The organism is Lysobacter sp. cf310 (assembly GCF_900114355.1).
Classification (GTDB): Bacteria; Pseudomonadota; Gammaproteobacteria; order Xanthomonadales; family Xanthomonadaceae; genus Lysobacter.
In genome coordinates this window covers 553,308-577,503 of the sequence record NZ_FOSS01000004.1, presented here as the reverse complement: position 1 = coordinate 577,503, position 24,196 = coordinate 553,308, and the positions used below count along the sequence as shown (strand labels likewise).

The window sequence follows — 24,196 nt, the reverse complement described above, 5'->3', positions numbered from 1 at the left end:
AGGCCCTGCACCAGGCAGGACCGAGGGTGTGCCCCGATCGTGCTCAGTCGCAGGTGCTCAGGCGGTGACGACGCCCGTTTACGTGCAGGCGGCCTTCAGCCGGGTGAGGCCTTCGTGAAAGCTCACCCGCGGCACATAGCCGAAATCGCGGGTCGCCGGGGCCATGTCGTACCAATGCGAGGTCGCCAGCTGTTCGGCCAGGAAGCGCGTCATCGGCGGCTCGCCCTTCAGCGGCAAGGCATGCCACAAACCTTCGCAGACCGCGCCGATCGCGTACGCCGCGCCGAACGGCAGGGTCTTGTCGACCTGCGGCGCGCCGACCGCGGCGAGCAGGCCGTTCAAGGTCTCGCGCATGGTCTTGGGTTCGCCGTTGCTGATGAAGTAGGCGCGCCCCGCGCAGGCCGCGCCGGGCGCCAGATGATCGAAGGCGTCGAAATGCGCCTGCGCGGCGTTGTCGATATAGGTGGTGTCGACCTTGTTGTAGCCGTCGCCGACGAAGCGCAGGCGTCCGGCCCGCGCGCGCGCGACCAGGCGCGGCAGCAGCTGGTTGTCGCCCACGCCCCAGATCAGGCGCGGGCGCAGCGCGACGGTGGCCAGCGTGGACGCGTTCGCGGCCAGCACCGCTTTCTCGGCGATGGTCTTGGTGGTCGCGTACGGCGCCTTGAAGCCTTCGCCGTAGGGCACGTTGTCGGCGGTGCCGCCTTCCACCGGATGGGTCGCGCGGTGGGTGACGCTGGGCGTGGAGGTATAGACCAGGCGCCCGATCGCATGCGTGCGGCAAGCCGCGAGCACGTGGTCGGTACCGACCACGTTGGCCTGGTGATAGCTGTCGTAGCTGCCCCAGGCGCCGGCCTTGGCGGCGTTGTGGAACACCGCTTCGCAACCGCGCGCGGCCGCGATCACCGCCTCGCGATCGGCCAGATCGCCCTGGATCTGGATCACGCCCAGCGCGTCCAGGGCCGGATAGTGGCCGCGGTTGAAACTGACGACCTCATAGCCGCGCTCGACCAGGCCGCGGCACAGGGCCTGGCCGAGAAAACCACCGCCGCCGGTGACCAGTACCTTCATCTCCACGCTCCCTCTTTGGCGGCCCAGATCGCGAGCTTTTCGCGACCGATCTTGGCGTTGTGGCGGATATCGACCGGAAAGCGCGGGTGGCGCAGGAAATCGGCGATGCCCGCGGTATGCGCGTGCGCCGCGCCGATCGCGCGCAGCGCGCGCTCGATCGCGGGCCAGTCGCGCGCGTGCACGCCCTCGGCCAGCTCCACGCACAGCACCGGCCGTTGCGCGCCGGCGGCGCCGACACCGACCAGCGCGGTGCGCCGCACCTGCGGATGGGCGTTGAACACCGGCTCGACCTGCTCGGTGTAGAGCGGGCCCTGCGCGGTTTCGACGCGATGGGTCTTGCGCCCGCAGAACCACAGCCGGCCTTCGCCGTCGAAGTAGCCCAGGTCGCCCATGCGATGGACCACGCGCTCGCTGCCGTCGTCCAGGGTTTCGCGGATCTTGGCGATGCGGGTCGCGGCTTCGCGATTGAAATAGCTGTCGGTCGCGGTCGGGCCGGCCACGGTGATCTCGCCGACTTCGCCGGCCGCGAGCGTACGCGCGTCCGACCACTGCGCGATCGGCGCGTCGTCGATGGCGATGATGCGGATCTCGTTGGGCGCCACCGCATGGCCGACGCAGGTGCCGGCGCCGGCTTCGGTGGCCGCACGCGTGGACTGCAGCTCGCGACCTTCGATCACCGCCACCGGCAGGCATTCGGTGGCGCCGTAGGGCGTCCACAGCTGGGCGTCCTCGGGCAGCAGCGCGCGCAGCGCCGCGACCGTGTCGGGCGGCACCGGCGCGCCGGCCGAGGTCACGCGCTTGAGGCCGGTCAGCGGCGCGCCGTGCTTGACCAGCACCGCCATCAGCGCGGGCGAGCCGAAGAGTTGGTCGACGCCGTAGCGCGCGATCGCATCGTGCAGCTTGCGCGGATCGGCCTGCGCGGGCCGTGTCGGGTCCATGTCGGGAATGATCGAGGTCAGACCCAGGGCCGGATCGAACAAAGCGAACGGCGGGAAGGTCGGCAGATCGACGCCGCCGGGCACGATGCCGAAGGCCTGGCCCATCATTTCGATCTGGGCGACGAAATGGCGATGGCGGTAGACCACGCCCTTGGGCACGCCGGTGGAGCCGCTGGTGAACAGGATCGCGGCGACGTCGTCGGGCTGGGTATCGGCGAGCTGACCGCCGGCGCCGGCGCCGTCGCGCTCGACTTCGGCCAGGGTCGCGTCGGCGAGCCAGGCGCGGCGGCCGGTGCTGATGCGGATGCGCGCGGTCCGCGCCCAACGCAAGATCACCCGCGCGATATGCGCGAGCGGAATGCCGATGAAGGCCTCCGGCAGCGCCTCGTCCAGGCATTGGCGCAGCGCGCGCTTGTCGATGCCCGGGTCCACCAGCACCGGCACCGCGCCGGCCTTGAACAGGGCGAACATCAGCAGGAAGAACTCGGGCGAGGGCCGCACCATGATCACGGTGCGGGTGCCACGCACGATGCCGCGCTTGGCCAGGCCGGCCGCGATCGCGTCGCTGCGCGCGTCGAGCTCGGCGTAGGTCAGGACCTGGTCGTAACGCGGCAAGCCATCGGCGTCGCGCGTGCCCGGGCAACGCATCGCCACGCGCTCGGGCGCCTCGGCGGCGCGGCGCGGCAAGGAGGCGGCGATATTGCAGGGCGCGCCCGGCGCGCGCGTGGCGGTGTCCGCCGCGGAGGGTTCGTTGCTCATGCGTGGATTGTAGGGGGTCCGGGCGAATCCGAGCTGCCGCATCGCCCCCCCGTGGGAGCGGCGTCAGCCGCGATTGGCTGCCGGTCGCGACGCAAGCGGGAGACCAATCGCGAGTTGCGCCGCTCCCGCAGAAGGCGAGCGCGGCGCACGCCGCCGACGCGATCAGCCGATCGGATGGCCGTCGAGGAAGGCGCGGATCTCCGGCACCAGCACGGCGGCTTTGTCTTCCAGCACGTAGTGGCCGGCGTCCTCGAAAGCGCGCACCTGCGCCTGCGGCAGCGCGTCGGTGAAGCCCTTGAGGAAGTGGTGATCGAACACGAAATCGCGCAGGCCCCAGCCGATGAAGGCCGGACGGTCGGCGTACTCGGGCAGCTTGCGGCCCATGGCCTGGACCAGCGGCCAGGCCGCGTCGCCCTCGGCCAGCGGAATGTCCTGCACGAAACGCGAGGTCGCGATGCGGTTGGCCCAGGAGTCGTACGGCGCCAGATAAGCGCGGCGCACCGCGCGCGGCATCGGCGAGACCACGCCCACGCGCGCGGCGCTGCCGGCGAAGGCGTTGAGGCCGCGGATCAGGCCGGTGCCGATCGCCGAGTCGCGGCCCAGGCGCAGGCGCTTCGGCAAGGGCTTGGCCGACGGCAGCGGGAAGGCGCCGGTGTTGGTGATGACCAGGCGCTTGATCTGATCGGAGTGCTTCAGGCCCCAACCGAAGCCGATGCCGCCGCCCCAGTCGTGCACCGCCAGGGTGATCGGGCCGTCGATGCGCAGGTACTGCAGCAGGCGTTCGACGTCGTCGACGCGCGACTGCAGGGTGTAGGTGTAGCGATCGTCGCGCGGCTTGTCGGACAGGCCCATGCCGACGTGGTCGGGCACGATGCAGCGGTAGCGATCGCGCAGGCCCAGCACCAGCTTACGCCAGTAATAGCTCCACGACGGATTGCCGTGCAGCATCACCACGACCTCGCCGTCCTTGGGCCCCTGGTCGAGGTAGCTCATCGCGATGCCCGGACGGACCTCGAAACGTTGCGGCTGGAACGGGTAGTCGGGGAGATCGCGGATCGACGTCATCGGTGGCTCGTGCGGCGCCCGCGCAGGAGCGCGGGCCGGGCGGACAGGGGCGCCATTATCGGTCGCATTGCGGCGGCGCGGGGGATTTCGGGCGCGAAAAGGCCCGATTCGCCTGGCCCTGGGGCAGGAGCGGCGCTCAGTAGCCCTGCGCGAACTTGTCCCACAGGGTCTCGAAGCGGCCGGCGAAGCTGCGCACCAGGGCCGGGTCGTCGGTCACCACCAGGTTCTCCTGGTTGCCGGTGCTGGCGCTGCGGGTCCAGTTGAAGCTGCCGTTGGCGAGGGTGCGGCCGTCGAACAGAGCGAACTTGTGGTGCATGTGGAAGGGGCTGTCGTCGATCCGCACCGTCACCCCGAGCTCGCGCAGGCGCGCGATGTCGCTGCCGTCGTCGTAGCGCTTGTCGTTGTCGGTGAGCAGACGCACCGCGACGCCGCGCCGGTGGCAGTCCAGGATCGCCTCGGTGATGCGGTCGTCGGAGATCGTGTAAACGCAGATATCCACGCTGCGGCGCGCGCCCATGCACAGCGCGCGCAGCTTGCGCAGGCAATCGTCGCCCGGGGTGAAACAGGCGCTGGACTCGATGCTGGGCGCGGCTCCGACCACATCCAGGGTGCGCACCACCTGTTCCAGCCAGCGCAACGCATCCAGGCATTCGGCCGGACGCTCCACGATCAGTTCGCGCGCCATGTCGAAGGCGCGGTTGCGCAGGTAGCGCACGCGTTCGGGATCCAGGCGCGCGCCCAGCTCGCGCAGCTCGAACTTCTCCTCGTTGTCGAGCCGGCGGTCGGCCGCGCTCTCGCGCAGGGCGCGGTCGAGTTCGCTGTAGTCGACGGTTCCCATCAGCGCGGCGTGCGCTCGTTGAGGCGGTCGGCGAAGTCGGCCAGCGCGCGCTGCAGCTGCAACTGCTGTTCGGTCGCGTGCTGGACGTGCGCGGTCGCGACCGCGCCGCGCTCGCCCATGTGCTGGATCGCCTCGACCAGGCGTGCCTGCCACTGCGCCTGCTGTTCGGCGCCGTCGCCGAGGCGGCCGATCAGCGGGCCCAGCGCGGCTTCGAGCGCGGCGCGCAGGCCGTCCAGCAAGGCCTGCGGATCGGGCTCGGCGACCGGCGCCGGCGGCGGCGGCGGGCGATTGGCGGCGCGTTCCAGCAGGGCCACGATCTGCGGCCACGGCGCTTCCACCGGTACCGGCTTGGGCGCCTCGGGCGCAGGCGCCGGTGCGTCCAGCGCGCGTACGCCCTCGACCAGATCGGCCAGTTGCGCGACCACGCGGCCGCCGACATCGGTGTCGGAGGCGCCCATGGCCTTGTTGCGCAGGAAGTCGCGCTTGATCTGCGCCCAGCGCTCGGTCTGGGCCGCGTCCAGAGTGCCGCGCAGCTCGCCCAGCTTGAGCAGGTTCTCTTCGGCGCCCGCGGTCAGCAGCTGGGCCTCGCCCAGGTAGTGGTCGGCGATCAGCTGCTGCAGCTCGGCCTCGTTCATCACCGGCGAGATCTTCTCGGCCAGCTTGTTCATGTTGCGGTAGCTGCCCTGCAGCTTGAACGGCGGTTCGACCCGGTACTGCGCGGCCTGGGCGGCGCTGGCGATGTACTGCTGGTTGACGCGGTAGACCACGTCGCGCACGCGCATCAAACGCTCCAGGGTGGCGACGATCTCGTTGATCTCGGCGCCGCCGTAGGCATGGCTGAGCTCGTTGGCCGAGAACGCGCGGCCGGCGGCCTTGTCGACGAAACGGTACAGGTCGGCCAGCTCGCGCGTGGCCAGCGGCGCCAGCACCGGATTCGAGGTCAGGCTGTTCTCGAGGTAGCTGAGCTTGAACGCGTCCTCCATGCCGCCGAGCACGTCGCCGAGGTTGTAGATGTCGGCGCGGTTGGCCAGCATGTCCGGAATCTTGAACACCTCGCCGGACTCGGTGTACGGGTTGCCGGCCATGACCACGCAGAACTTCTTGCCGCGCAGGTCGTAGGTGCGGGTGCGGCCCTTCCACACGCCTTCGATGCGGCGCGTGCCGTCGCACAGCGAGATGAACTTCTGCAGGAACTCGGGATGGGTGTGCTGGATGTCGTCGACGTACAGCATCACGTTGTTGCCCATCTCCAGGGCCAGGTTGAGCTTCTCCAGTTCCTGACGCGAAGTCGCGTCCGGTGCGCGCGCCGGATCCAGCGAGCGCACCTCGTGGCCCAGCGCGGGGCCGTTGATCTTCATGAAGATCAGGCCCAGGCGGTGCGCCACGTATTCCATCAAGGTGGTTTTGCCGTAGCCGGGCGGCGAGATCATCATCAGCAGACCCATGAGGTCGCTGCGCTTGCCCTCGCCGACCGTGCCCATCTGCTTGGCCAGGTTGTCGCCGATCACGCCCAGGTAGACGTCGTTGATGAGCTTGTTGCGCACGAACGAGCTCAGCGGACGCGCCTTGAACTCGGTCAGTCGCAGCGCCTCGCGTTCGCGCGCGACGGTTTCCTGGCGCAGGGCCTGGTAGCGGCGCACGCCGGGCAGGAAGCGCTCGCGATGCGCGCGCAAGCGGGCATGGAAGTCGTCCACGCCCAGGTCCATGCGCTGCGCCATGACGCGCGGATGCTCGCCCAGCAGGCCCTCGATCGGCGCGCGCAGCTCGACTTCGCTGACCCGATGCGGCACGCGCTCGTCCAGCAGCAACAAGGCCACCGCTTCGCGCGCATACCCGGCCAGGGCCGCGTGCGCGGGCTCGCGGCATAGCGCGTCGAACCAGTTCGCGGCCAGCGACCAGCGCGCGGGCAGGCGATCGCCGAGGCGGCGCAGGGTCTGCACGAAACCGTCCCACATGCGCGCGGCGGTCAGGCGCTCCTGCAAGGTCTTGAGCAGGGCCTGGGCGTATTTGCTGAAAGCGAACTGGACGTGCTCGGCCGACAGCTCGGCGACCAGGTAGTCGGCCGCGTGCGCGCAGGATGCTGGATCCAGGTCCAGCGGCTGCGCCTGCAGGAAGGCGCGCATCGCCGCTTCGACTTCGGCGCGCAGGGCCAGCAGGCCGGCGTCGCTGCCGAACAGGCGCTGGATGTCGCGGGCGGTGCGCGCGCGCTCCGGCCATTGCGCGGCGTCTTCGCCGGCCATGACCTGGCTCCAGAACACGCTGGCGAACGCGCGCGCGTCGGCGCTGTAGGCCAGGGTGCCGGCGCTGTCGGCCAGCGGGATCAGCGCCTGCAGGATCAGGCTGGCGTCGTGATCGTGGATGCCCTTCTCATAGCCCTCGCGGTAACGCGGCGCGGCGAAGTCGCGCACGCTGCGCGCCAGGGCCTCCGGCTGCGCCAGCTGCTGGCGCAGCGCGTCCATGCTCAAGCCTTCGCGATTGGCCGCGGCGGCTTCCAGCACCAGGCCGGCCAGATACTCGGCGCGGTACAGCGTGGGCGATTCGGAATCCAGCGCGACCTGCCAGTACTCGCGCAGGGCGTCGAAGGCCTCGTCGCGCAGCGGCTCCAGGAAATCGGTGCCGGTCAGGTGCAGGGCCAGTCCGTCCTCGCGCGGCAGCAGGGTCAGGTCCAGTTCCTGGGTGTTGACGCTGAAACGGTGGCGCGGACCGAGCTTGATGACTTCGCCGCCGGCCTCGAACAGGTCGCTGCGGTCGCGCAAGGCGCGCACCGCCTGGTCGCGCGCGCCCTTGAGGCGGGCTTCGACGTCGTCGGCCTTGACGCTGTCCTTGAGCGTGCGCAGGCGCTCGGCCAGTTCGCGCAGCTTGAGGATCAGCGGATCGCCGGCGAAGAAGGCGTTGAGCTCGTCGGCGTGCTCGAAGCGCGCGGTGCGCCGGCCGAGCCCTTCGAGGATGCGGGTGGCCGCGTCCAGCACCGACTGCGCCTTGCGCTGACGGTCGTCCAGCAGCGCCTGCTTGTGGGTCTCGAAGGTCTCGAGCAGCTCCTCGCGCTTGCTGAGGATGTCGTTGAGGAAGTTCTCGTGCTCGCCGAACTGGCTCTCCAGTTCCTCCAGCTGCACCATCAGGCGCGAGAGCTGCTCGTCGCACTTCTCCGGATCGCGCGCGAGCGCGAGCGCGCTGGCCACGCCCTGGCCGAACAGGGTGAACTGGGCGCCGAACTGGGCCACGGTCTCGGCCGAGCCCAGGCCCTTGCGGCGCAGATCCGCGCGCGCCTTGGCCTGGTTGAGGCGCGAATAGATGCCGGAGATCGCCTCGACGATGCGGGTGCGCTGGGTGGCGTCGTCCACGCGCAGCGTCGCCATCAGCTGCGACAGCATGTCCAGGTCGCCGGACATGGCCTGCATCTGCTTCAGCGGCACTTCCAGCTGGGCCACGCTGCCGGCCTGCTGGGCCTGCGCATCCAGCGCCTGCAGGCGCTCGGCGTAGGGCAGCAGGGCCTTGTCGCCGGACAGGAAGGCGCCGGTGGCCGCGGCCACGCGCTCCTGCGCGGCCAGCAATTCGGTCTCCATCGCGTCGATCGCGGCGACGTCGATGTAGCGGTAGTCGCGGATGGTCAGCAGATGCCCGCGCTGGGCGGCGATGCCGTTGAGCGCATCGACGTGCTGCTGCACGGTGTCCCAACCGTCGGGCAGCAGCGAGTCCAGCAGCGCCTTCTGGCGGCTCTGGCCCTCGCGCATCGCGCGCTCGGACTGGCTGCGGATGCCCTCGACCTTTTCGTACTCGTCGATCACCGACTCGCTGGTGGCGGCGATCTCGCGCAGCACCGAGGCGGCGTCGCCGCCCTTGGGGTCGCCCAGCCAATGGTGGATGTCGAACAGGCGGTGGGTGGCCTGGCTGAGCTGGGTGTAGCGCTGCACCGAGACTTCGGTGGCGTCGATCTCGCGGCACAGGCTGAGCAGGTCGGAGATGCCGCGCACCAGCTCGGCGTTGCCGATCCGGCCCATGAAGCTGTTGCCAGCGGGCTGGCGCGCGGCGTGTTCGTCGCTGGAGAACGGGGTCTGCCAGACCTGCATCGGATGGACACGGGTCGGCTCTTCGCTCTCGGCGGTGAACACCACCATGCGCCCGTCTTCGTAGCGCGCGTGGCCGTGCGCGTACACCGGCGTCTGCAGCCGGCGTTCGATCATGTTGTAGGTGAACAAGGCCGAGCGGCCGGCCTGCGGCTCGTAGAACACGTACAGCACGTCTTCGCCATTGGGCGAACGGATCGCGCGCTGGAAGCGCATGCCGTCCATGGCCGAGTCGAAGGTCTTGTACTCGCCGTTCTGCAGGTAATAGCCGCCCGGGAACACGATGCCGTGGTCCTCGGGCAGCTGCACGCAGGCCAGCCCGATCGCGTCGATGCGCTGGACATTGCGGGTCAGGGTGTTGAACACCAGGTGCCGCCACTGCTCCTCGCGATACGGCAGCACGCGCAGCAGGATCAGGCTGCCCACGCGCGCGAACTCGACCTGGGCGTCGTCCAGCGACTGGGTGCGATCGGCGACCGGCTCGCGGTAGATGCCCAGGCCGTCCTGGGTGTTGTTCTCGATCTTGACCGTAAGGTCGCCGCCGACGGTCTCGACGAACACGGTGTCGAGAATGTTCAGATGCGGATGGCGGCCCTCGACCGCCATCTCGCGGGTGGCGCGTGTCCATTCGAAGTCGAACGGCGCCGGCAGCGCGATGTCGCGCTCGCCGCGGTTGTCGATGTAGCGGACCTGGCCGTCGGCCTCGACCGACCAGCGGAACACGCGCACGTCGTCCAGGCGCTCGCCGATCTGGAACGCGGCCAGCAGCTTGCCGTCGCGCGCCTCCAGCTGCAGCAGGCGGGTGTTCTTGTAATAGGCGTAGAGCTCGCGGAAGTCCTGCGGAAAGCTGCCCGCGGCGAGGAAGCTGCTGGCCAGGTCCACCGCCTCGACGTCGTAGCCCTCGGCGGTCTCGACCAGCCGGTGCAGCGAGAACACGTCCTCGACCCGGGTTTCCTTCTTCAGGCCGATGAAGACGTTGTAGCCGAACAGCAGGCAGTCGCCGACCTGGACGATGTCGCGCGCGACGCAGTTGTTCTCGGTGCGCATGCGCAGCCGCCCGACCACGTCCATGCGGCTGCTGCCGAACTCGCTCAGGCGCTGGGCGTTGAGCGCGTCGGCGATCGCGCGCAGACGCGCGCCCTGTTCGCCCAGGCGCTTGCGCAGCACCTCGTAGGCGCCGCCCTGGGCGACCGCCTGGTCGAGTATGGCTTCGGCGGCCGATGCGTCCGGCGCCTGCGGCTTGGTTTCCGACATCTTCGCTTCACCTTCGTTGCCGCGAACGGCGCTCGGGTTGCCCTTGCCGGACCCGATCCGCCCGCGTGCCTGTCCTGGCGGCGACGGTCCTCACGACCGTCGCCGCCGCATGCGCCGCGCTACCGCGTCAGGACGCCAGCGAAGCGCCGTCGCCGGACTTGGCGGGCTTGTCGCCCTGCAGCGACAGCAGCTTCTGCAGCACGTCCTGCACGATCGGGCTCTTGCCGGCCACGCCTTCGATCGCCTTGCCCACCGACAGCGCCTTGGCGAAGGAATTGAAGAACTCGCCTTCGCCGCCGACAATGTCGATGTTGGCCTTGCTGAGCGCGGCGGCCAGCACGTCGGCCTGCTCCTTGGCGACTTCCTTGTTGGCCTCGATCGATGCGATCGCCTGCTCGAAGCTCTTCTCCAGCTGCATGCGGAACTCTTCGTGAGCGCGCGCGGTGTCGCTGAGCCCGTCCAGGGCGCCGAACTTCTGCGCCAGGCCCTCGGCCTCGGACTTGAACTTCTGCAGCAGCACCTCGGCTTCCGACAGGCCCAGGTCCTTGGTCGCCTTGGCCTTGGCCACGCCCAGCTGCTCTTCGCCGCGGGCCTGCGCGAACAGGTTCTCTTCCAGCACCTTGGCGTCGGCCAGGCCCTGCTTCTGCTTGGCGTCGGCATGCGCTTCGATCACGCGCGCCTCGGCCAGGCCTTCCTTCTCGATCGCGCCGGCGGTGATTTCACGCACCCGCGCGTCGGCCAGACCGGGCGCGGCGCGCTCGGCCTCGATGCCTTCGGCCAGGCGCTTCTTGGCCTCGGCCTGCTTGCCGGCGGCGTCCAGCTCGGCCTGCGCCAGCGTGGTGATCTCGACCGCCTTGTGCTTGGACGCGGCCTCGTCGGCCTCGGCCTGCTTGACCAGACGCACCAGTTCCTCTTCGGCCACGGCCTGCGCGTTGAGCACGGTGACCTGCTTGGCGCGATCGGCTTCGGACACGGCGCGCACTTCCTTGATGCGCTCCTCTTCCTGGGCCACGGTCTTCTCGACCGCGATGCGCTCGCGGATCACGTTGGCGATGTCCTTGCGCTGCTCTTCCAGCGCCTTTTCCTTGTCGATCTTCTGCAACTCGACTTCGCGCTCGCGCGAGACGATCTCCAGATCCTTGGCGCGGGTGACCTTTTCGACCTCGATCACGACCGCGCGCTGGCGGTTCTGCTGCGCGACTTCGACTTCGCGCATGCGGTTCTCTTCGCGGATGTCCAGCTGCTCCTGCACGCCGATGCGCGCCTGCTCGGCCTTCAGCCGCTCTTCCTCGCGGACCTTGGCGGTCTCGGCTTCCTCGCGCGCCTTGATGGTCTCGATCTCGCGCTTCTGGCGCGCCTCGGCGTCGGCCTGCTGGCGTTCCAGCGCCAGCATCGCCTCGCGGGTCTCGACGTTCTTCTTGGTGATCGCCAGCTGCTCGTTGCGCTCGAGCTCGTTGGTGATCACGTTCTGGGTGGCGGTCAGTTCGGTGATCTTGCGGATGCCTTCGGCGTCGAGGATGTTGTTCGGATCCAGCGAGTCCTTGGGCGTCTGCTCCAGATAGTCGATCGCCACGTCCTCCAGCAGGTAGCCGTTGAGGTCGTTGCCGATGGTCTCCAGCACGCGGTCGCGGAAGTCCTGGCGGTTCTCGAACAGATCGGTGAACTCGAACTTCTTGCCCACCGTCTTCAGCGCCTCGGAGAACTTGGCGTTGAACAGCTCGTTTACCGCGCCGCGGTCGGAGGCGCGCTCGGTGCCCACGGCCTTGGCGACCTTGAGCACGTCCTGCTGGGTCTCGTTGACGCGCAGGTAGAAGGCCACGGTGATGTCCGCGCGCATGTTGTCCTTGCAGATCAGGCCGTCCTTGCCGCGGCGGTCGACCTCCAGCGTGATCAAGGAGATCTGCATCAGCTCCTTCTTGTAGATCACCGGGTAGACCAGCGCGCCGGTGAAATGCACCTTCGGGGTCGCCGACAGGTCGTTCACGATCAAGGCCGTGCCCTGCGGCACCTTGATGTAGAAGGCTTTGAACAGGCCAAAGAAGCCGAAGATCGCGACCATGACCGCGCCCGCGATCATCAGCCCCGGCAGGATGATTTCAAGATTCATTTCAGACTCCCCTTTGACCCAATCAATTCGATAACGGATGACGACCGAGCGCGCGGCGGATGGCCGACGCGGCTGCTACGGCCCGTTGAACTCGTCTTCGCCGATCACGCGGTAGGCGTTCTGCTCGGCGAAGTATTCGATCAGCACCACGCGATCGCCGCGCTTGAAGCGGTCGGGAACGTCGTCGCGCACTTGCAGGATCAGGCCGGCACCGCCGTCCTCGACGCTGGCACTGCCCATGCTGGCGGTCACCGTGGGGCTGCGCACGATCGCGAGCTGTCCCAGCAGCGGACGCGCCGGCAGCGGCTTGAGCTGGGCGAAGAAGCGCCGCAAGGGGCGCAGGGCGATGCCGCTCAGGAACACCGAGGCGATCAGCGCGCCGGCCATGGTCGCCACGCCCAGCACGGTATGCATCCAGTTGCCGGGCAGGTGGCGCAGCACCAGGTACTCGGCGAAGTAGGTCAGGAACCAGCTGAAGAACACCAGCGCGGTGAACACCACAGTCAGCGGAATGCCGCCCAGACCCAGACGCATCAGGGGACCGGTTGCGCCGCTGAGCCCGCCGCCGTCGCCGCCCGCGGCATCGGCCCCGTCGGCGCCGATGCCGAACACGCCGTCGAGGATGTCCAGGTCGATCAGGCCGGTGGCGGCGATCAGCCAGTACAGCACCACCATCATCATCAGCAGGCTGAAGATGACGGTCGGGAACGACCATACGATCTGCAGGAACACGAACACACCCTTCTCCCCGTTTGTGCCGCCACCCCGTGCGCGCCATCCCGGCGCGCATCGCGCTTAGCTTACGCGGCGCGCCATAGCGCGCGCCGGCGCGCTCAGCCCGCGCTCTTCTGCTTCAACCGCTCCAGCACCGAATCCGCGCTGGAAGCATCGGCGATGATGCCGGCCTCGCGCAGCTTGGTGTCCAGCGCGTCCTGGTCCTCATCCTTGGCCAATTCGGCCGCCGCGTCCATGCGCGCGCCGCGCTCGGCCTGCTTTTGTTTGATCCGCTCCAGCGATTCCACCGCGGTCTGCATGCGGCTCTGCGAGCCGGCGTAGCGGTGGGCGACGGTGGCCTGGGCGCGCTGCACGCTTTCCGTGGCCTTGACCGTGTCCAGCTGCTGCTTGAGGCGGCGGATGTTGCCCTCGGCCTGGGCGATCGCCTTGCGCAGGTCGACAATGCTGGCCGCGAACTGCTGGACCTGGTGCTCGTCGCCGTTGCGGCCGCCTTCGAGCAGGGCGATCTTGGCCGCGACTTCGCGCGCCAGCGACTCGTCGCCGCCTTCCAGTGCCTTCATCGCGTAGGCCTCGTATTCGGCGACCTTGTCGCGCGAGCCGGCCAGGCGGTCCTCGGCCAGCTTGTGCTTGGCCATGATCTCGGCCAGCGCTTCCTTGGAGCGGCGCAGCTCCAGGTCGGCGTCGCGGATCTCCTGATCGAGGATGCGCAGCGCCTGCCCGTCGACCAGCGACTCGCCGACTTCGTTGGCGCCGCCGCGCAGGGCGGTCAACAGCTTGCTCCAGATGTTCATCGTCTCGTCTCCTGGCCCGGCCGCGTCACGCGGCCTGACGCAGCTGGGGTTCGTAGGCTTCGGTGGCCTTGATCACGTTGTCGGCCAGGGTCTCGATTTCGAACAGCACGTTCGACAGCGAGGAACCGGCGCTGAGCGCACCGAACATGATGTAGACCCGCTCGCCGTCGGCCAGGGTCTCGATACCGACCGTGGACAGCGGGAACATCTTGTGGGTGCGCAGGACTTCGTCGTTGAACGCCGCCGAGTCGCGCACCTGCGACACCGGCCACAGCAGCGCCTCGACCACGATCTGTTCGCCGACCACGGCCATGAACAGCGGCAGGTCGCCGTATTCGGACATCGTCACGTGCAAGCCCGGCTCGGCGCCGTCGATCAGTTCGATCTGGGACTCGCCGTTGCGGAACTCTTCGGTCGCCGACAGGGCCTCGTACAGAGCCGTCGCCGTCCAGGTCTTCGATTCGCTCATTCCACTCTCCTTATCGGGTCGTGCCGACGACGGGCCCATGGCCCCGCGCGGCTGACGCATGCGCTTTTCGACCGCCATCAGTTCGTCGCCGAACTCCGGCAGGATCCAAACCTCCTTCTTGACCAGCCCTTTCTGCCGCAGGCGTTCGCGGTGCAGGCGCTGGTAGTAGGCGGAGGATTTGCGTTCCATGGAGCGCACGTTATCGCATCACATGTAACGACTTCAAGTACTCACATGTGATGTTCCGACGAACGGCAGAGCGGGACCTGGCGCGACACAGAATCCGATCGAAAACAGTTAGTTATCGATGGCTCGGCCGAAGCGCGGCGACACCGGACCGCCTTCGGACGGTCGCGGTGTGCCTGAGGAGCGAATGATGGGAGGTTCCCGGCACTCAGCGCGTGCCGGGAGCGCTTCAGCCGAGGCGGCGCGGCCCCAGGGTCTGCTGTTCCTGGGCCAGGGCCAGGGCGCGGTCCTGGCTCTGCTGCTCCTGGCCGACCCGGTCGAGCTGGCGCTGCGACTCGGCCACCGGGGTACGTGCGGCCTCCTGCAAGGCGGTCGCGCTGACCCGGTGGCCGGGGTCGTCGAGACGGCCTTGCACGGCGATCAGGTTGCCGTTGAGGTCCGGGCCGCCGTGCTGGGCATCGCGACTGAAGACCAGATGGTCGATGCCGGTCATGCGCGCGCGGCTCGCGTCCACCGCCACGCCCATCGCGGTGCGCTGCAGTTCTTCGTTGCCGACCTGCTTGCCGTGACGCTCGTACAGCGACTCCACCTGGCCCAGCGCCTCGCGGTACATCGGATGCTCGGGCACGGCCTCGCTGCGCTGGCCGGTGCTGCGCTCGCCCGGCGCGGTCACCGGCGCGTCGTTGGCGGGCACGCCGCCGCCCGGCACCTCGCGCGTACCGCCACCGGGATTCGCGGCCAGGGTGATGCCGAGGTTGCCGCTTTCGAATTCCTTGACCGTGACCGTGGCGCCGGCCCGATCGGTGATACGCAGGTCGGTGCCTTGCAGCTGGTAGGTGTAGAGACCGTCGGCACTGCGGTAGGTGTTTTCGGGATCGCCCTCGTTGCGCACACCGCCGCTGAGCACGCGCCCGCCCCAACGCACTTCGCCGACTTTGTCGCTGTCGAGCACGGTGTCGCCGTCGCCGACCACGTAGGTGTCGCGGCCCTGCCCGCCCTCGAGACGGTCGCGGCCGGCGCCGCCGATCAGGATGTCGTCGCCGCGCGCGCCGCGCAGGGTGTCGTCGCCGCCCTCGCCGATCAGCAGATCGTTGCTGGACACCTCGGCGCCGTTGCGCGTGCGGCGCGCGTCCAGGGTGGCGGCGTGCTCGGCGTCGACCGCGACGGTGGCGGTGTTGCGGCCGGGATCGAGATAGATCGCGCCGGCCTCGAAGGATTCGTTGGTGAGGCGATCGGCCAGATCCGGATGCTCGCGACGCAGATCGGTGAGCAGGGCGTCGCGCGCCGGCGCCAACGCCTCACGGATGGTCTGGACCTCGCCGTAGTCGGCGGTGATGTTGCTGAAGTCGCGGTTGGCCTGGTCGATCATGTTGCGGCCTTCGTTGCGGCCGTCGATGGATTCGCCCCAGTTGCGCTCGTCGCGCACGATGCGGTCGCGGTGCAGCTGGAAGCTGCGGTAGACGTCGCGCGCCTCGGCGGCATCGACGTTGGCCGGATCGTCGTACAGGCCGAACAGCTGGCCTTCCATGTAGCGGCGCTTGCGCAGGCCGGCCTCGGACGGCGCGTGCGAGCCCCAGGAGTTGTAGCGCAGCTCGAACCAGGCCTCGGCGCGATCGCCGGCTTCGACGGCATCGCGGAACGGCTCCATGTTGCGGTTGTAGGAACCGACGCCGCGGTTGTAGACCACCGATACCGCGGCCGCCTTCTCGCGCGACATCGGCATGCCCAAGGCGTTGACCGGCGCCTCGTACTCGGGAATCGACGCTTCCAGCAAGCGATCGGCCTGCGCCGCATCCAGCGTACGCGGGAAGGTCAGGCCCAGACGGGTGCGGTCGGCGGCGGGCGCCTCGTCGATGCGCTGCAGCAGCTCGCGTTCGCCGCGGGTCAGCTCGATGCCCGAGCGCTCCCAGATCTCGACGTTGTTGGAACGGTTGAAGGTGTAGCCGTAGCCGATGGTGGCGCGGTCGTCGCCGACGTCCTGCGAACGCGCGTGCAGCGACTCGGTGATCTTGACCAATCGCTTGATCAGTTCGTTGTATTGCTCTTGGGTCAGCTCGTTGTAATCCATGACGCTCTCGCTCCTGGTGATCCGCCCTTCCTAGGGCGTGGGTAACTCCGATGTGAACCGCGGTGGTTCACATCAGATCGGCGTAATCTCCGATCTGGTCGCACACGGGCTTGGGCGGGTCGCCCAGCTCGACCACGCGCTGGGCCTGCGGGTCCTTGCCCTTATGGGCGCCGACGATGCCGTAGACCAGGTAATAGCGGCCGTCGCGCTCGATCAGGCCGAAGCGCGACAGTTCGCTGAAGGCGTAGCGGCCGCCGTCGGCGCGCTCGACCGAGAATTCGCATTCGGAATAGCTGCCGGCGCCGCATTCGGCGGACAGCGACTTGAGGCCGTGGCGGCCGTCGAAATCGAAGCGGGAGTTGAGGCCGCCCTCGTCGGACCCGCCGCTGGGCGCAAGGCGCAGGCGCTCGTACTCGCCCGAAGCCTTCCAGGCGCGCACCTGCGCGCACAGATCGGCGGATGCGCCGGTCTTGCCGGCGACGTCCTTATCCACGGCGGGCGCGGTCGACGCGCACGCGGCCAACAACGGCAACAACACCCAAGCAACGGCCTGACGCATGCCCCTTCCTTGTGCGGAACGCAGACGGTCAGAGTGCGGCAGGCGCGCGTGAAAGTTCAACCTCGGCCGGGCGGGTTCGCGGCAGGGCGTGGCCGCGACCCGTCGGGCCGGTCGCGGGACTCAGGCGATGCCGTGCAGGCGACGCGCCTCGGCGATCCGGGCCTTCACCGTCGCGTCCAGCTCGCCCAATTCGGCCTGCTTGAAGATGTTGCCGAGCACGCGCTTCTCGTCGTCGTCGATGTCCTGGTCGCGCAGGGCCAGCGCGAGCAGCTTGTCGAATTCCTGGGCGTCGAGTTCGCCGTCGTTGGTGAATACCGGGATCGAGGCCAGGGCGATTTCGAGGTGGCTCTTGGGGGTGGTCATGGGCAGTCCTGTGCTGGGTGCGATGTGAGTGCCGATGCTAGCGCGGCCCACATGAAGATTTCGATCAGACCGATGCGAAGGCGGCCGCGCGCGGCCAAAGAAAAAGCCCGCGCTGGCTGGCGCGGGCTTTCGTGGTGCAACGCGCGCGTCGCCGCGCACGTTTATCGTGCTTACCAGACCACTTCGGCCATCGAGCAGTTCAGGCCCGAACCGATGCCGAGCAGAGCGACGCGGTCGCCCTTCTTCAGGCGGCCCATCTCGCGCAGCTTGCTCAGCACGATCGGCACCGAGGCCGGGCCGATGTTGCCGTGCTCGTTGAAGATGGTCAGGACCTTCTTCGGGTCGATGCCGAAGGCCTTGATGAAGGCCTGGGTGTGGACCTGGCTGACCTGATGGATCACGAACTCGTCGAGTTCGTCGGCGACCCAGCCCAGGGCGCCGATCGCGGCGATCCAGGTGCGCTGGGCGAGCTTGAGGCCCTCGGTCAGCAGCATCTTGGTGTCGGTGACCATGCGGTCGAGGTTGCCGCGGCACAGGCTGTTCCACTGCGTGGCGGCGCGGGTCACGCCGCCGCGGTAGCGCGGCGCGCCCGGCGCGAGCTCGGAACGCGCCATCACCATGGCCGCGGCGCCGCAGCCCAGGGTCAGGGTGGCCAGCTCGTTGCGGAACTGCTCGGCGGTGGCGTCGGGCGAGGTCAGGCGCTCGAGGGTCTTCTCATAGGCCAGGCCGGCGGTCTCGCCGTCCACGACCAGGGCGTAGTCGATCTCGCCGCGCTCGATCATGCGCGCGGCGATGTCCATGCCGTTGATGAAGGCCAGGCAGGCGTTGGCGACGTCGAAGTTCTGGCAATGCTCGGACAGGCCGAGGTTGCCGCTGACGATGCTGGCGGTGGACGGCTCGAGGTAGTCGCGGCTGACCGAGGTGTTGACCAGCAGGCCGACGCGGTCGGGTTCGATGCCGGCGTCGGCCAGCGCCTTCACGCCGGCCAGGGTGGCCGCGTCGGAGGCGAGCATGTCGCCGTCCCACAGGCGGCGCGCGTGGATGCCGGCGATGTCCTTGAGCACATCGGCCTTGATACCGAGCCGGTCGAGGGTCGGCTTGAGGCGTTCGTTGATCTCGTCCGAACTCAGGCGACGCGGCGCGTCGATATGGGCGAGACCGGCGATGGCGACATGTTGGAACAGCATGGGCGGCGAACCGTGAGCGGAAACACGAAAGATTAACGGGTTCCAGGCCGCCCTGCATTAAATGGTGTCGTCCCGGGCATCGAATGGGCGCCGGGGGCTGAAGCGTTCAGGCCGTGCCGAGGGGCACGGAAAGCACGCAAGGGCCGCTGGGCCGGGCCTTGGCGGCCTCCAGGCGGGCCCCAAGGGGCCGGGGCCCGGGTCTCAGCCGCCGACCGGGTAGGTCTTGGCGGACTCGGCCGGAGCCGCGGCCGGCCGACCGGCGGTAGGCACTTGGCCGCCGCAGCGGTAGGCCGCGTAGCGCTGCTCGCCGTTGGCGGGCGGAGCCAGCGGCTGGATGGTGTCGGCCTGCAGGCCCGGGGCCTCGTTGCGGGCCAGGGTTTCCAGTTCTTCGCTCACGCGCAGGGCGTTGCGTTCGTAGAAGGCGACCGAGTCCTTGACCGAGACCGCGACTTCGCCGCGCTTCTCGCAGGCCGGCGCGGCGCCGCCGCTGAGCACGCGCACCGAGGACGCGCCGGGGGCCATCTGCACCCAGGTGCAACCGCCGGCGATCAGCAGGCAGGACAGGGAGGCGGTGGCGAGCAGTCGGTTCATGCGCAAACTCCGGCGGGCGATCGTGGGTGACGGCGATTCTATCCAGATGGACCGAACCGGATGGCGCCGATCATGTACCGCATCGATTCTGGACGGGTCGAGGTGAATCGGCGCGGACTGGCGCGTACGTGCTCGGCGATGGCGTGCGCCCGCCTTTTCCGAGCGCATTTCTCGTCTCGTCATCACGGCAAGGCAAGCCGATCCTCTTGGAACGTCGGACGACACCGCAATCAGGTCGGCGAGCAAGCCTGGCTCAACGATGGCAAGTGCGCGACCGGACGGCGATCGTAACGAATACGCCGAAAGCGCCAAGCCAGGCACGGCGGGGCAAGGCCGGCATCGCCTTGCTTCGGCGTCTGATTCAAGGCCTCACTGGCGTTCGGCAGATTCCGTCGAGCCCTCGAATCCCTCGCTGCGAGATTCCGCGTCGGGCTGCGCTGGGTCGGGGCTCTGCTCCACTGGGTCGAGGCTCGGCTCCACTGGGCCGGGGCTCAGTTCCGCCAGGTCGGAGCTCGGCTGCGCTGGGTCGAGGCTCGGCTCCATTGGGTCGAGGCTCGGCTCCGCCTGATCGGGGCTGAGCTCCGCTGAGTCGAGGCCAGGCGCCGCCGGGTCGGGGCTCGGCGGCGGCGGCTTCAGCGCCTCCGCCAATGCGATGCGACGTTCGCCGAATTCAATCAGCCGCTCCTGACTATCGGGCACCAGTGCGAAGCGACGGGACACTTCTTCCCTGGCCTTCGCATACAGCCGCAGGTCGTGCTCGTTCAAGGCGACGACCTGAGCATACAGGGCATCCCCCCACACTTGCCGGCACGCAGCGGCCAGACCATCCCCGCCCTCCTCGTGCTCGGACGCTTGCGGAGACGAGACGTTCTGCGGGACATACTCCATCGAAAGAGTCGGAAACATCGGCCTCAGGTGATGCTCGATCGAGACCATGCTGATGTCGAACATATCGACGACACCCAAGGCACACGCCCGTTCGACGATCGCGTAAGCGTCTTCCAGATCGGCAGCGCCGGGTGGGCGCGCATAGAAACCGCCGCTGGCCAGCAGATTGACCTGCACATCGTTGATCACATGCGGCGCATGCATGACCAGGTGGGCGACAAACCCTTGCTCATCGAACGACTGCGCAACCCCGCCCAGCCATGTCGTGGGTTCCAACTTCAGGCCGTAGTGATAAAGCGATCGGATCCGATCCAGCGGATGGCGAATGAAGCAGACATCGATGAAGCGCACGCCTCGAACCACCGGCTTCGGATAGCGCAGATGGTGGCTGGTGATCGCACGAATGGACAGATCGCTGTTCACCAGACCTGAAACATCGTCGGCGACCAGCACTGCGTCGTCGTAACCCCCATGAAACGCGACCAAACCCTCGCCGAAGTTGCGGTGCAGCGCGTAGTCGATCGTGCTCCCCGCATTCTTGAAAATGTGGTAGTGCAGGATGACGAAGCGCTCCGCCGCCACGGAAGTTTGAATCTGTCTCACCATAAAATTTGTCACATACTGTTACATAACTGAAACAATAACAGACTTCGCCCCGGCAGAGCCTTGCATCGCCGGTGCAGAACGCCACAAAAACCCGTGTTTTTGGCTGCGCCACGTGGAACGGCCATCAAAGCCGTTCAATGCCCCGGCGAGCAGGCCGCCACGCAGACCCAGCGCCACAACGCCGAATGTGTGCCGTATGTCACTCAAGACGGAGGCATGGCATTCCAAAGCCAGCGAACCGTGCATGAGCGCGCTCAAACGCCCGCACACCTTGCCGACACTCGCCGCCTTTCACCCACCAGCGAGCGATGCGGGCGGGAATCCCGCGTCATCGCGAATGACGACGGCACCTAGGGGCATCATGGCTCTTGTCGGAGCGGCGCTTTACCTCGCTCGCTCATACGTATTCGCAGGGATGCGTCATCGACGCGAACGCACAACCGTGATGGGCTCGATCATCGACTGAGGCGCTATCCGGACACGAATCCGCTGCGTCCAACATCGCCTCGACCTCGCCGCCCCAGCCTGCGCGGTCACGGCGCGCGCGGTCCGTGCACGTGGCATGGCATCGGACAGGCGACGGGCCATGATCGCGCGCGGCCCGCCGACGAAGGCAGCGATACGGAACGGCCAAGCGGCGCTGACAGCCCCGCGGGCGCGCAACACCCCGCGGCGGCAGGGGCCTGAAGCGACCGCGCCGCGCAGGCGGCGCGGCGCGGTACGCGTTGGCGCGCTTACTTCTTCGCCGCCTTGCCGTCGGCATCGACCACTTGCACCTCGCCCAGCTTCAGATCGCGGATCGGCTGTTCGATCTTCGACAAGTCGCCGACCACCACCCAGGTGACCGCGGCCGGGTCGATGGTCTTGGCCGCGGCCTGCGCCAGCGCCGGGGTCATCGCATCGTTGCGGGCCTTGTACTGGACGATGTAGTCGTCCGGACGGCCGTAGCGCAGATTGCCGGCGACCTGGCCCAGCACCGCGTTCGCGGTCTCGTAGGCGCCGGGCAGGCTGAGGGTGTTGCTGGCGCGGATCTTGGCCACCTCGGCCTCGGTGATCGGGGTCTGGCCGCTGGTGAAGGCGTCGATCTCGCGCTTGAGCTCCTTGATCGAATCCACGGTCTTGTCGCTCTGCACCGCCGCCGACGCGATCCACGGGCGCTGGCCCTTGGTGTTGCTGGCGCCGCTGTAGGAACCGTAGGCCCAGTGCTTGTCCTCGCGCAGGTTCATGTTGAGGCGCGAGCTGAACTCGCCGCCGAGCACGCCGTTGGCGAAGTCGAAATCGATCGAGCCGGCGTCCGAGGTCGGCGGCACCACTTCGCCGACGTAGAGGTTGGACTGGATCGCGCCGGGCTGGTCGACCAGGAACACGCGCGGCGCCTTCGGGCGCGGCACCGTCGCCACTTCAGGCAGCGCGGGCGCGTTCGGCGCCGGCTTCCAATCGCCGAAACGCTTTTCCAGCTGCGGCACGATGTCCTTGAGGCTGGTGTCGCCGACCACGACGATGCGCACCTTGTCCGGCTGCAACCAGTCGCGGTGGAAGGCGACCAGGTCGTCGCGGGTCAACGAGGCGATCGAGGCCTCGGTGCCGCTGCCGGTGAACGGAATCGCGTAGGCGTGGTCGGCGCCGTACAGCAGCGGCGGCAGCACACGCAGGGCGGCGGTCTGCGGACGCGCCTTCTCCTGCTTGATGCCGGCCAGCCAGGTCGCGCGCACGCGCTCGATCTCGGCGGCGTCGAAGCGCGGACGGCGGACCACGTCGGCGAACAGATCCAGCGAGGGATCGAGCTTGTCCTTCAGCGCCGACAGGCTGATCGAGGCGCTGTCCAGGCTGGCGCCGGCGCCGAGCTCGGCGCCCAGGGCCTCCTTGCGCGCGGCCAGCTGCAGCGCGCCGTAGTCGCCGGCGCCCTCGTCCAGCATCGACATGGCGAAGCTGGCCGTGCCCAGCTTGCGGCCCTGATCGGCGGTGTAGCCGCCCGGGAATTCCATCAGCAGCTGCACCACCGGAATTTCGTGACGCTCCACCAGCACCACTTCCATGCCGTTGGACAGCTTGCCGCGCTGCGGAGTCGGGAAGCTCAGCGCCGGGAAGGTCTGGGTGACCGGCACGCCGGCGCTGCGGTCGACGTCGGACTTGACGGTCTTGAACTTGGGATCCGGCGCGGGCACCGCGGCCGGCGCGCTGGCGGGAGCGGCGGCGGCGGTTTCCGGCAGCGACGAAGCCGGCTTGTCGCTGGGCTGCACGACCAGGGTGTGCGAGCCCACGCCCAGCCACTTCTGGCCGGCCGCGCGCACGCTCTCCGGCGTCGCGGCCAACAGGGTTTCCAGCTCTTCGCGGTAGCAGTCGGGCTTGCCGCTGTAGACCGCGCATTCGGCCAGCACGTCGGACTTGCCGCCGAAACCGCCGATGCGCTCGATGCCGCGTACGAAGTCGGCGCGGATCGCGGTCTTGGCCTGATCCAGTTCCTCGGCGGTCGGGCCCTGAGTCAGCAGACGCTGCAGTTCCTCGTCGACGATCTTCTCGACCTTGGCCGAGTCCACGCCTTCCTTGACGGTGGTGGTGATGAAGAAGGTGCCGCTGATCTCGCTGTTCCAGACCGAGGTGCCGACGTTATCGGCCAGCTTGTCCTGGTGGACCAGGCGCGTGTCCAGGCGCGAGGACGCGCTGCCGCCCAGCACCTGACTCAACAGAGTCAGCAGAGTCGAATCCTTGCTGCCGTTCTCGGCCACCGGCCAGGCGCGGTACACGCGCACCTGCGGCACGCGGTCGGGCACGGTTTCGCGGGTGTCCTGAGCGCGCTTGGGAATGTTGGTCGGCATGTCCTTGAGGGTGGCGCTGGCGGGGATGTCGCCGAAGTAGCGCAGGGCCTTTTCCTTGGCCGTCTTCAGATCGATGTCGCCGGCCAGCACCAGCACCGCGTTGTTGGGGCCGTACCAGCTGCGGAACCAGGTCTTGACGTCGTCCAGCGAGGCCGCGTCGAGGTCGGCCATCGAGCCGATGGTCTGCCAGTGGTAGGGGTGCCCGACCGGGTACAGGGCCTCGAACATCTTGGCGTTGATGCGGCGGCCGTAAGGCTGGTTCTCGCCCTGACGCTTCTCGTTCTGGACCACGCCGCGCTGCTCGTCCAGGGTCTTCTGGTCGATCGCGCCGAGCAGGTGGCCCATGCGGTCGGACTCCATCCACAGCGCCATGTCCAGCGCAGTGGTGGGCACGTTCTGGAAGTAGTTGGTGCGGTCCTGGTTGGTGGTGCCGTTCTGGTCGGTCACGCCGACCAGCTCGAACGGCGCGAAGAACTCGCCCTTGTGGTTCTCCGAGCCCTGGAACATCAGGTGTTCGAACAAATGCGCGAAGCCGGTGCGGCCGGGCTGCTCGTTCTTGCTGCCCACGTGGTACCACAGGTTGACCGCGACGATCGGGGCCTTGCGATCGGTGTGCACGATCACGCGCAGGCCGTTGGGCAGGGTGAATTCTTCGTACGGGATCGCGACCGAGGCCTTGGGCGCGGCGGCGTACGCGGGCGCCGACGCGGCGACACCGCCGCCCAGCACGGCGGTCAGGGCGAGAGCGAGGGCGGCGGCGCGCGGGCGGGCGCGGGACGTCGGCGAGATCGGGGACATGTGCAGCTCCTGGATACGGTCGGATAGGTGCGAACGAGGGCAAAGC

At 68.5% G+C, this 24,196-nt stretch carries 16 protein-coding genes and 1 pseudogene; all 17 read right to left on the bottom strand.

From position 1 onward, the window contains the following. Positions 1 to 78: 78 nt before the first annotated feature. On the bottom strand, positions 79 to 1,068 hold the full coding sequence (gene oleD / locus BMZ45_RS16985; RefSeq protein ID WP_091637695.1) for a 2-alkyl-3-oxoalkanoate reductase: 990 nt from the start codon (positions 1,066 to 1,068) through the stop codon (positions 79 to 81). Then, positions 1,065 to 2,765 carry an olefin beta-lactone synthetase gene (oleC, locus tag BMZ45_RS16980; RefSeq protein WP_091637694.1) on the bottom strand — a complete coding sequence of 567 codons (1,701 nt, stop codon included), beginning with the start codon at positions 2,763 to 2,765 and terminating at the stop codon, positions 1,065 to 1,067. The genes oleD and oleC overlap by 4 nt, the downstream gene beginning before the upstream one ends. 162 nt (positions 2,766 to 2,927) lie before the next feature. After that, the gene (locus tag BMZ45_RS16975) at positions 2,928 to 3,821 is read right to left on the bottom strand and encodes an alpha/beta fold hydrolase (RefSeq protein ID WP_175489137.1); all 894 of its coding nucleotides are present in this window, start codon (positions 3,819 to 3,821) and stop codon (positions 2,928 to 2,930) included. A gap of 145 nt (positions 3,822 to 3,966) precedes the next feature. Then, positions 3,967 to 4,668, bottom strand: coding sequence for a phospholipase D-like domain-containing protein (locus tag BMZ45_RS16970; RefSeq protein ID WP_091637692.1), 702 nt, complete (start codon positions 4,666 to 4,668; stop codon positions 3,967 to 3,969). Beyond that, positions 4,668 to 9,986 carry a DNA repair ATPase gene (locus BMZ45_RS16965; RefSeq protein ID WP_091637691.1) on the bottom strand — a complete coding sequence of 1,773 codons (5,319 nt, stop codon included), beginning with the start codon at positions 9,984 to 9,986 and terminating at the stop codon, positions 4,668 to 4,670. The genes BMZ45_RS16970 and BMZ45_RS16965 overlap by 1 nt, the downstream gene beginning before the upstream one ends. Positions 9,987 to 10,113: 127 nt before the next feature. Further along, positions 10,114 to 12,093 carry a flotillin family protein gene (locus BMZ45_RS16960; RefSeq protein WP_091637690.1) on the bottom strand — a complete coding sequence of 660 codons (1,980 nt, stop codon included), beginning with the start codon at positions 12,091 to 12,093 and terminating at the stop codon, positions 10,114 to 10,116. A gap of 75 nt (positions 12,094 to 12,168) precedes the next feature. Then, positions 12,169 to 12,825, bottom strand: a complete 657-nt coding sequence (locus BMZ45_RS16955; RefSeq protein WP_217643228.1) for a hypothetical protein — start codon at positions 12,823 to 12,825, stop codon at positions 12,169 to 12,171. A gap of 101 nt (positions 12,826 to 12,926) precedes the next feature. After that, the gene (locus tag BMZ45_RS16950; protein WP_091637688.1) at positions 12,927 to 13,619 is read right to left on the bottom strand and encodes a PspA/IM30 family protein; all 693 of its coding nucleotides are present in this window, start codon (positions 13,617 to 13,619) and stop codon (positions 12,927 to 12,929) included. A gap of 25 nt (positions 13,620 to 13,644) precedes the next feature. Then, positions 13,645 to 14,277, bottom strand: a complete 633-nt coding sequence (locus BMZ45_RS16945) for a biofilm formation regulator BacA (RefSeq protein ID WP_091637687.1) — start codon at positions 14,275 to 14,277, stop codon at positions 13,645 to 13,647. 226 nt (positions 14,278 to 14,503) lie between these two features. Further along, positions 14,504 to 16,342, bottom strand: a complete 1,839-nt coding sequence (locus BMZ45_RS22170; RefSeq protein WP_091637686.1) for an XVIPCD domain-containing protein — start codon at positions 16,340 to 16,342, stop codon at positions 14,504 to 14,506. Positions 16,343 to 16,409: 67 nt separating this feature from the next. Continuing rightward, complete coding sequence (locus BMZ45_RS22030) at positions 16,410 to 16,901, bottom strand: hypothetical protein (RefSeq protein ID WP_254776673.1); 492 nt, start codon at positions 16,899 to 16,901, stop codon at positions 16,410 to 16,412. A gap of 120 nt (positions 16,902 to 17,021) precedes the next feature. Further along, positions 17,022 to 17,264: a hypothetical protein gene (locus BMZ45_RS16930; RefSeq protein WP_217643227.1), complete on the bottom strand. Its 243-nt coding sequence runs from the start codon at positions 17,262 to 17,264 to the stop codon at positions 17,022 to 17,024. A 170-nt stretch (positions 17,265 to 17,434) separates the two neighbouring features. Next, positions 17,435 to 18,451, bottom strand: coding sequence for a 3-oxoacyl-ACP synthase III (locus BMZ45_RS16925; protein WP_056177001.1), 1,017 nt, complete (start codon positions 18,449 to 18,451; stop codon positions 17,435 to 17,437). Between the two features lie 270 nt (positions 18,452 to 18,721). Further along, positions 18,722 to 19,042, bottom strand: a pseudogene (locus BMZ45_RS16920) (DUF4156 domain-containing protein); the annotation flags it as partial. Positions 19,043 to 19,411: 369 nt separating this feature from the next. Next, a complete protein-coding gene (locus tag BMZ45_RS16915; protein ID WP_091637684.1) occupies positions 19,412 to 20,536 on the bottom strand; it encodes a hypothetical protein in 1,125 nt (374 codons plus the stop codon). An 18-nt stretch (positions 20,537 to 20,554) separates the two neighbouring features. Next, positions 20,555 to 20,782: a hypothetical protein gene (locus BMZ45_RS21350; RefSeq protein WP_139215551.1), complete on the bottom strand. Its 228-nt coding sequence runs from the start codon at positions 20,780 to 20,782 to the stop codon at positions 20,555 to 20,557. A 488-nt stretch (positions 20,783 to 21,270) separates the two neighbouring features. Then, the gene (locus tag BMZ45_RS16910; RefSeq protein ID WP_091637683.1) at positions 21,271 to 24,150 is read right to left on the bottom strand and encodes a M16 family metallopeptidase; all 2,880 of its coding nucleotides are present in this window, start codon (positions 24,148 to 24,150) and stop codon (positions 21,271 to 21,273) included. Positions 24,151 to 24,196 lie beyond the last annotated feature (46 nt).

Excerpts from the sequence above, each read along its gene's own strand:
- BMZ45_RS22030 (WP_254776673.1), bottom strand. The coding sequence starts at position 16,901 with ATGCGTCAGGCCGTTGCTTGGGTGTTGTTGCCGTTGTTGGCCGCGTGC.
- oleC (WP_091637694.1), bottom strand. The coding sequence starts at position 2,765 with ATGAGCAACGAACCCTCCGCGGCGGACACCGCCACGCGCGCGCCGGGC.
- BMZ45_RS21350 (WP_139215551.1), bottom strand. The coding sequence starts at position 20,782 with ATGCACGGTTCGCTGGCTTTGGAATGCCATGCCTCCGTCTTGAGTGAC.
- BMZ45_RS16925 (WP_056177001.1), bottom strand. The coding sequence starts at position 18,451 with ATGCTGTTCCAACATGTCGCCATCGCCGGTCTCGCCCATATCGACGCG.
- BMZ45_RS16930 (WP_217643227.1), bottom strand. The coding sequence starts at position 17,264 with ATGACCACCCCCAAGAGCCACCTCGAAATCGCCCTGGCCTCGATCCCG.
- BMZ45_RS16965 (WP_091637691.1), bottom strand. The coding sequence starts at position 9,986 with ATGTCGGAAACCAAGCCGCAGGCGCCGGACGCATCGGCCGCCGAAGCC.
- BMZ45_RS16910 (WP_091637683.1), bottom strand. The coding sequence starts at position 24,150 with ATGTCCCCGATCTCGCCGACGTCCCGCGCCCGCCCGCGCGCCGCCGCC.
- BMZ45_RS16970 (WP_091637692.1), bottom strand. The coding sequence starts at position 4,668 with ATGGGAACCGTCGACTACAGCGAACTCGACCGCGCCCTGCGCGAGAGC.
- BMZ45_RS16915 (WP_091637684.1), bottom strand. The coding sequence starts at position 20,536 with ATGGTGAGACAGATTCAAACTTCCGTGGCGGCGGAGCGCTTCGTCATC.
- BMZ45_RS22170 (WP_091637686.1), bottom strand. The coding sequence starts at position 16,342 with ATGGATTACAACGAGCTGACCCAAGAGCAATACAACGAACTGATCAAG.
- BMZ45_RS16950 (WP_091637688.1), bottom strand. The coding sequence starts at position 13,619 with ATGAACATCTGGAGCAAGCTGTTGACCGCCCTGCGCGGCGGCGCCAAC.
- BMZ45_RS16945 (WP_091637687.1), bottom strand. The coding sequence starts at position 14,277 with ATGGAACGCAAATCCTCCGCCTACTACCAGCGCCTGCACCGCGAACGC.
- oleD (WP_091637695.1), bottom strand. The coding sequence starts at position 1,068 with ATGAAGGTACTGGTCACCGGCGGCGGTGGTTTTCTCGGCCAGGCCCTG.
- BMZ45_RS16960 (WP_091637690.1), bottom strand. The coding sequence starts at position 12,093 with ATGAATCTTGAAATCATCCTGCCGGGGCTGATGATCGCGGGCGCGGTC.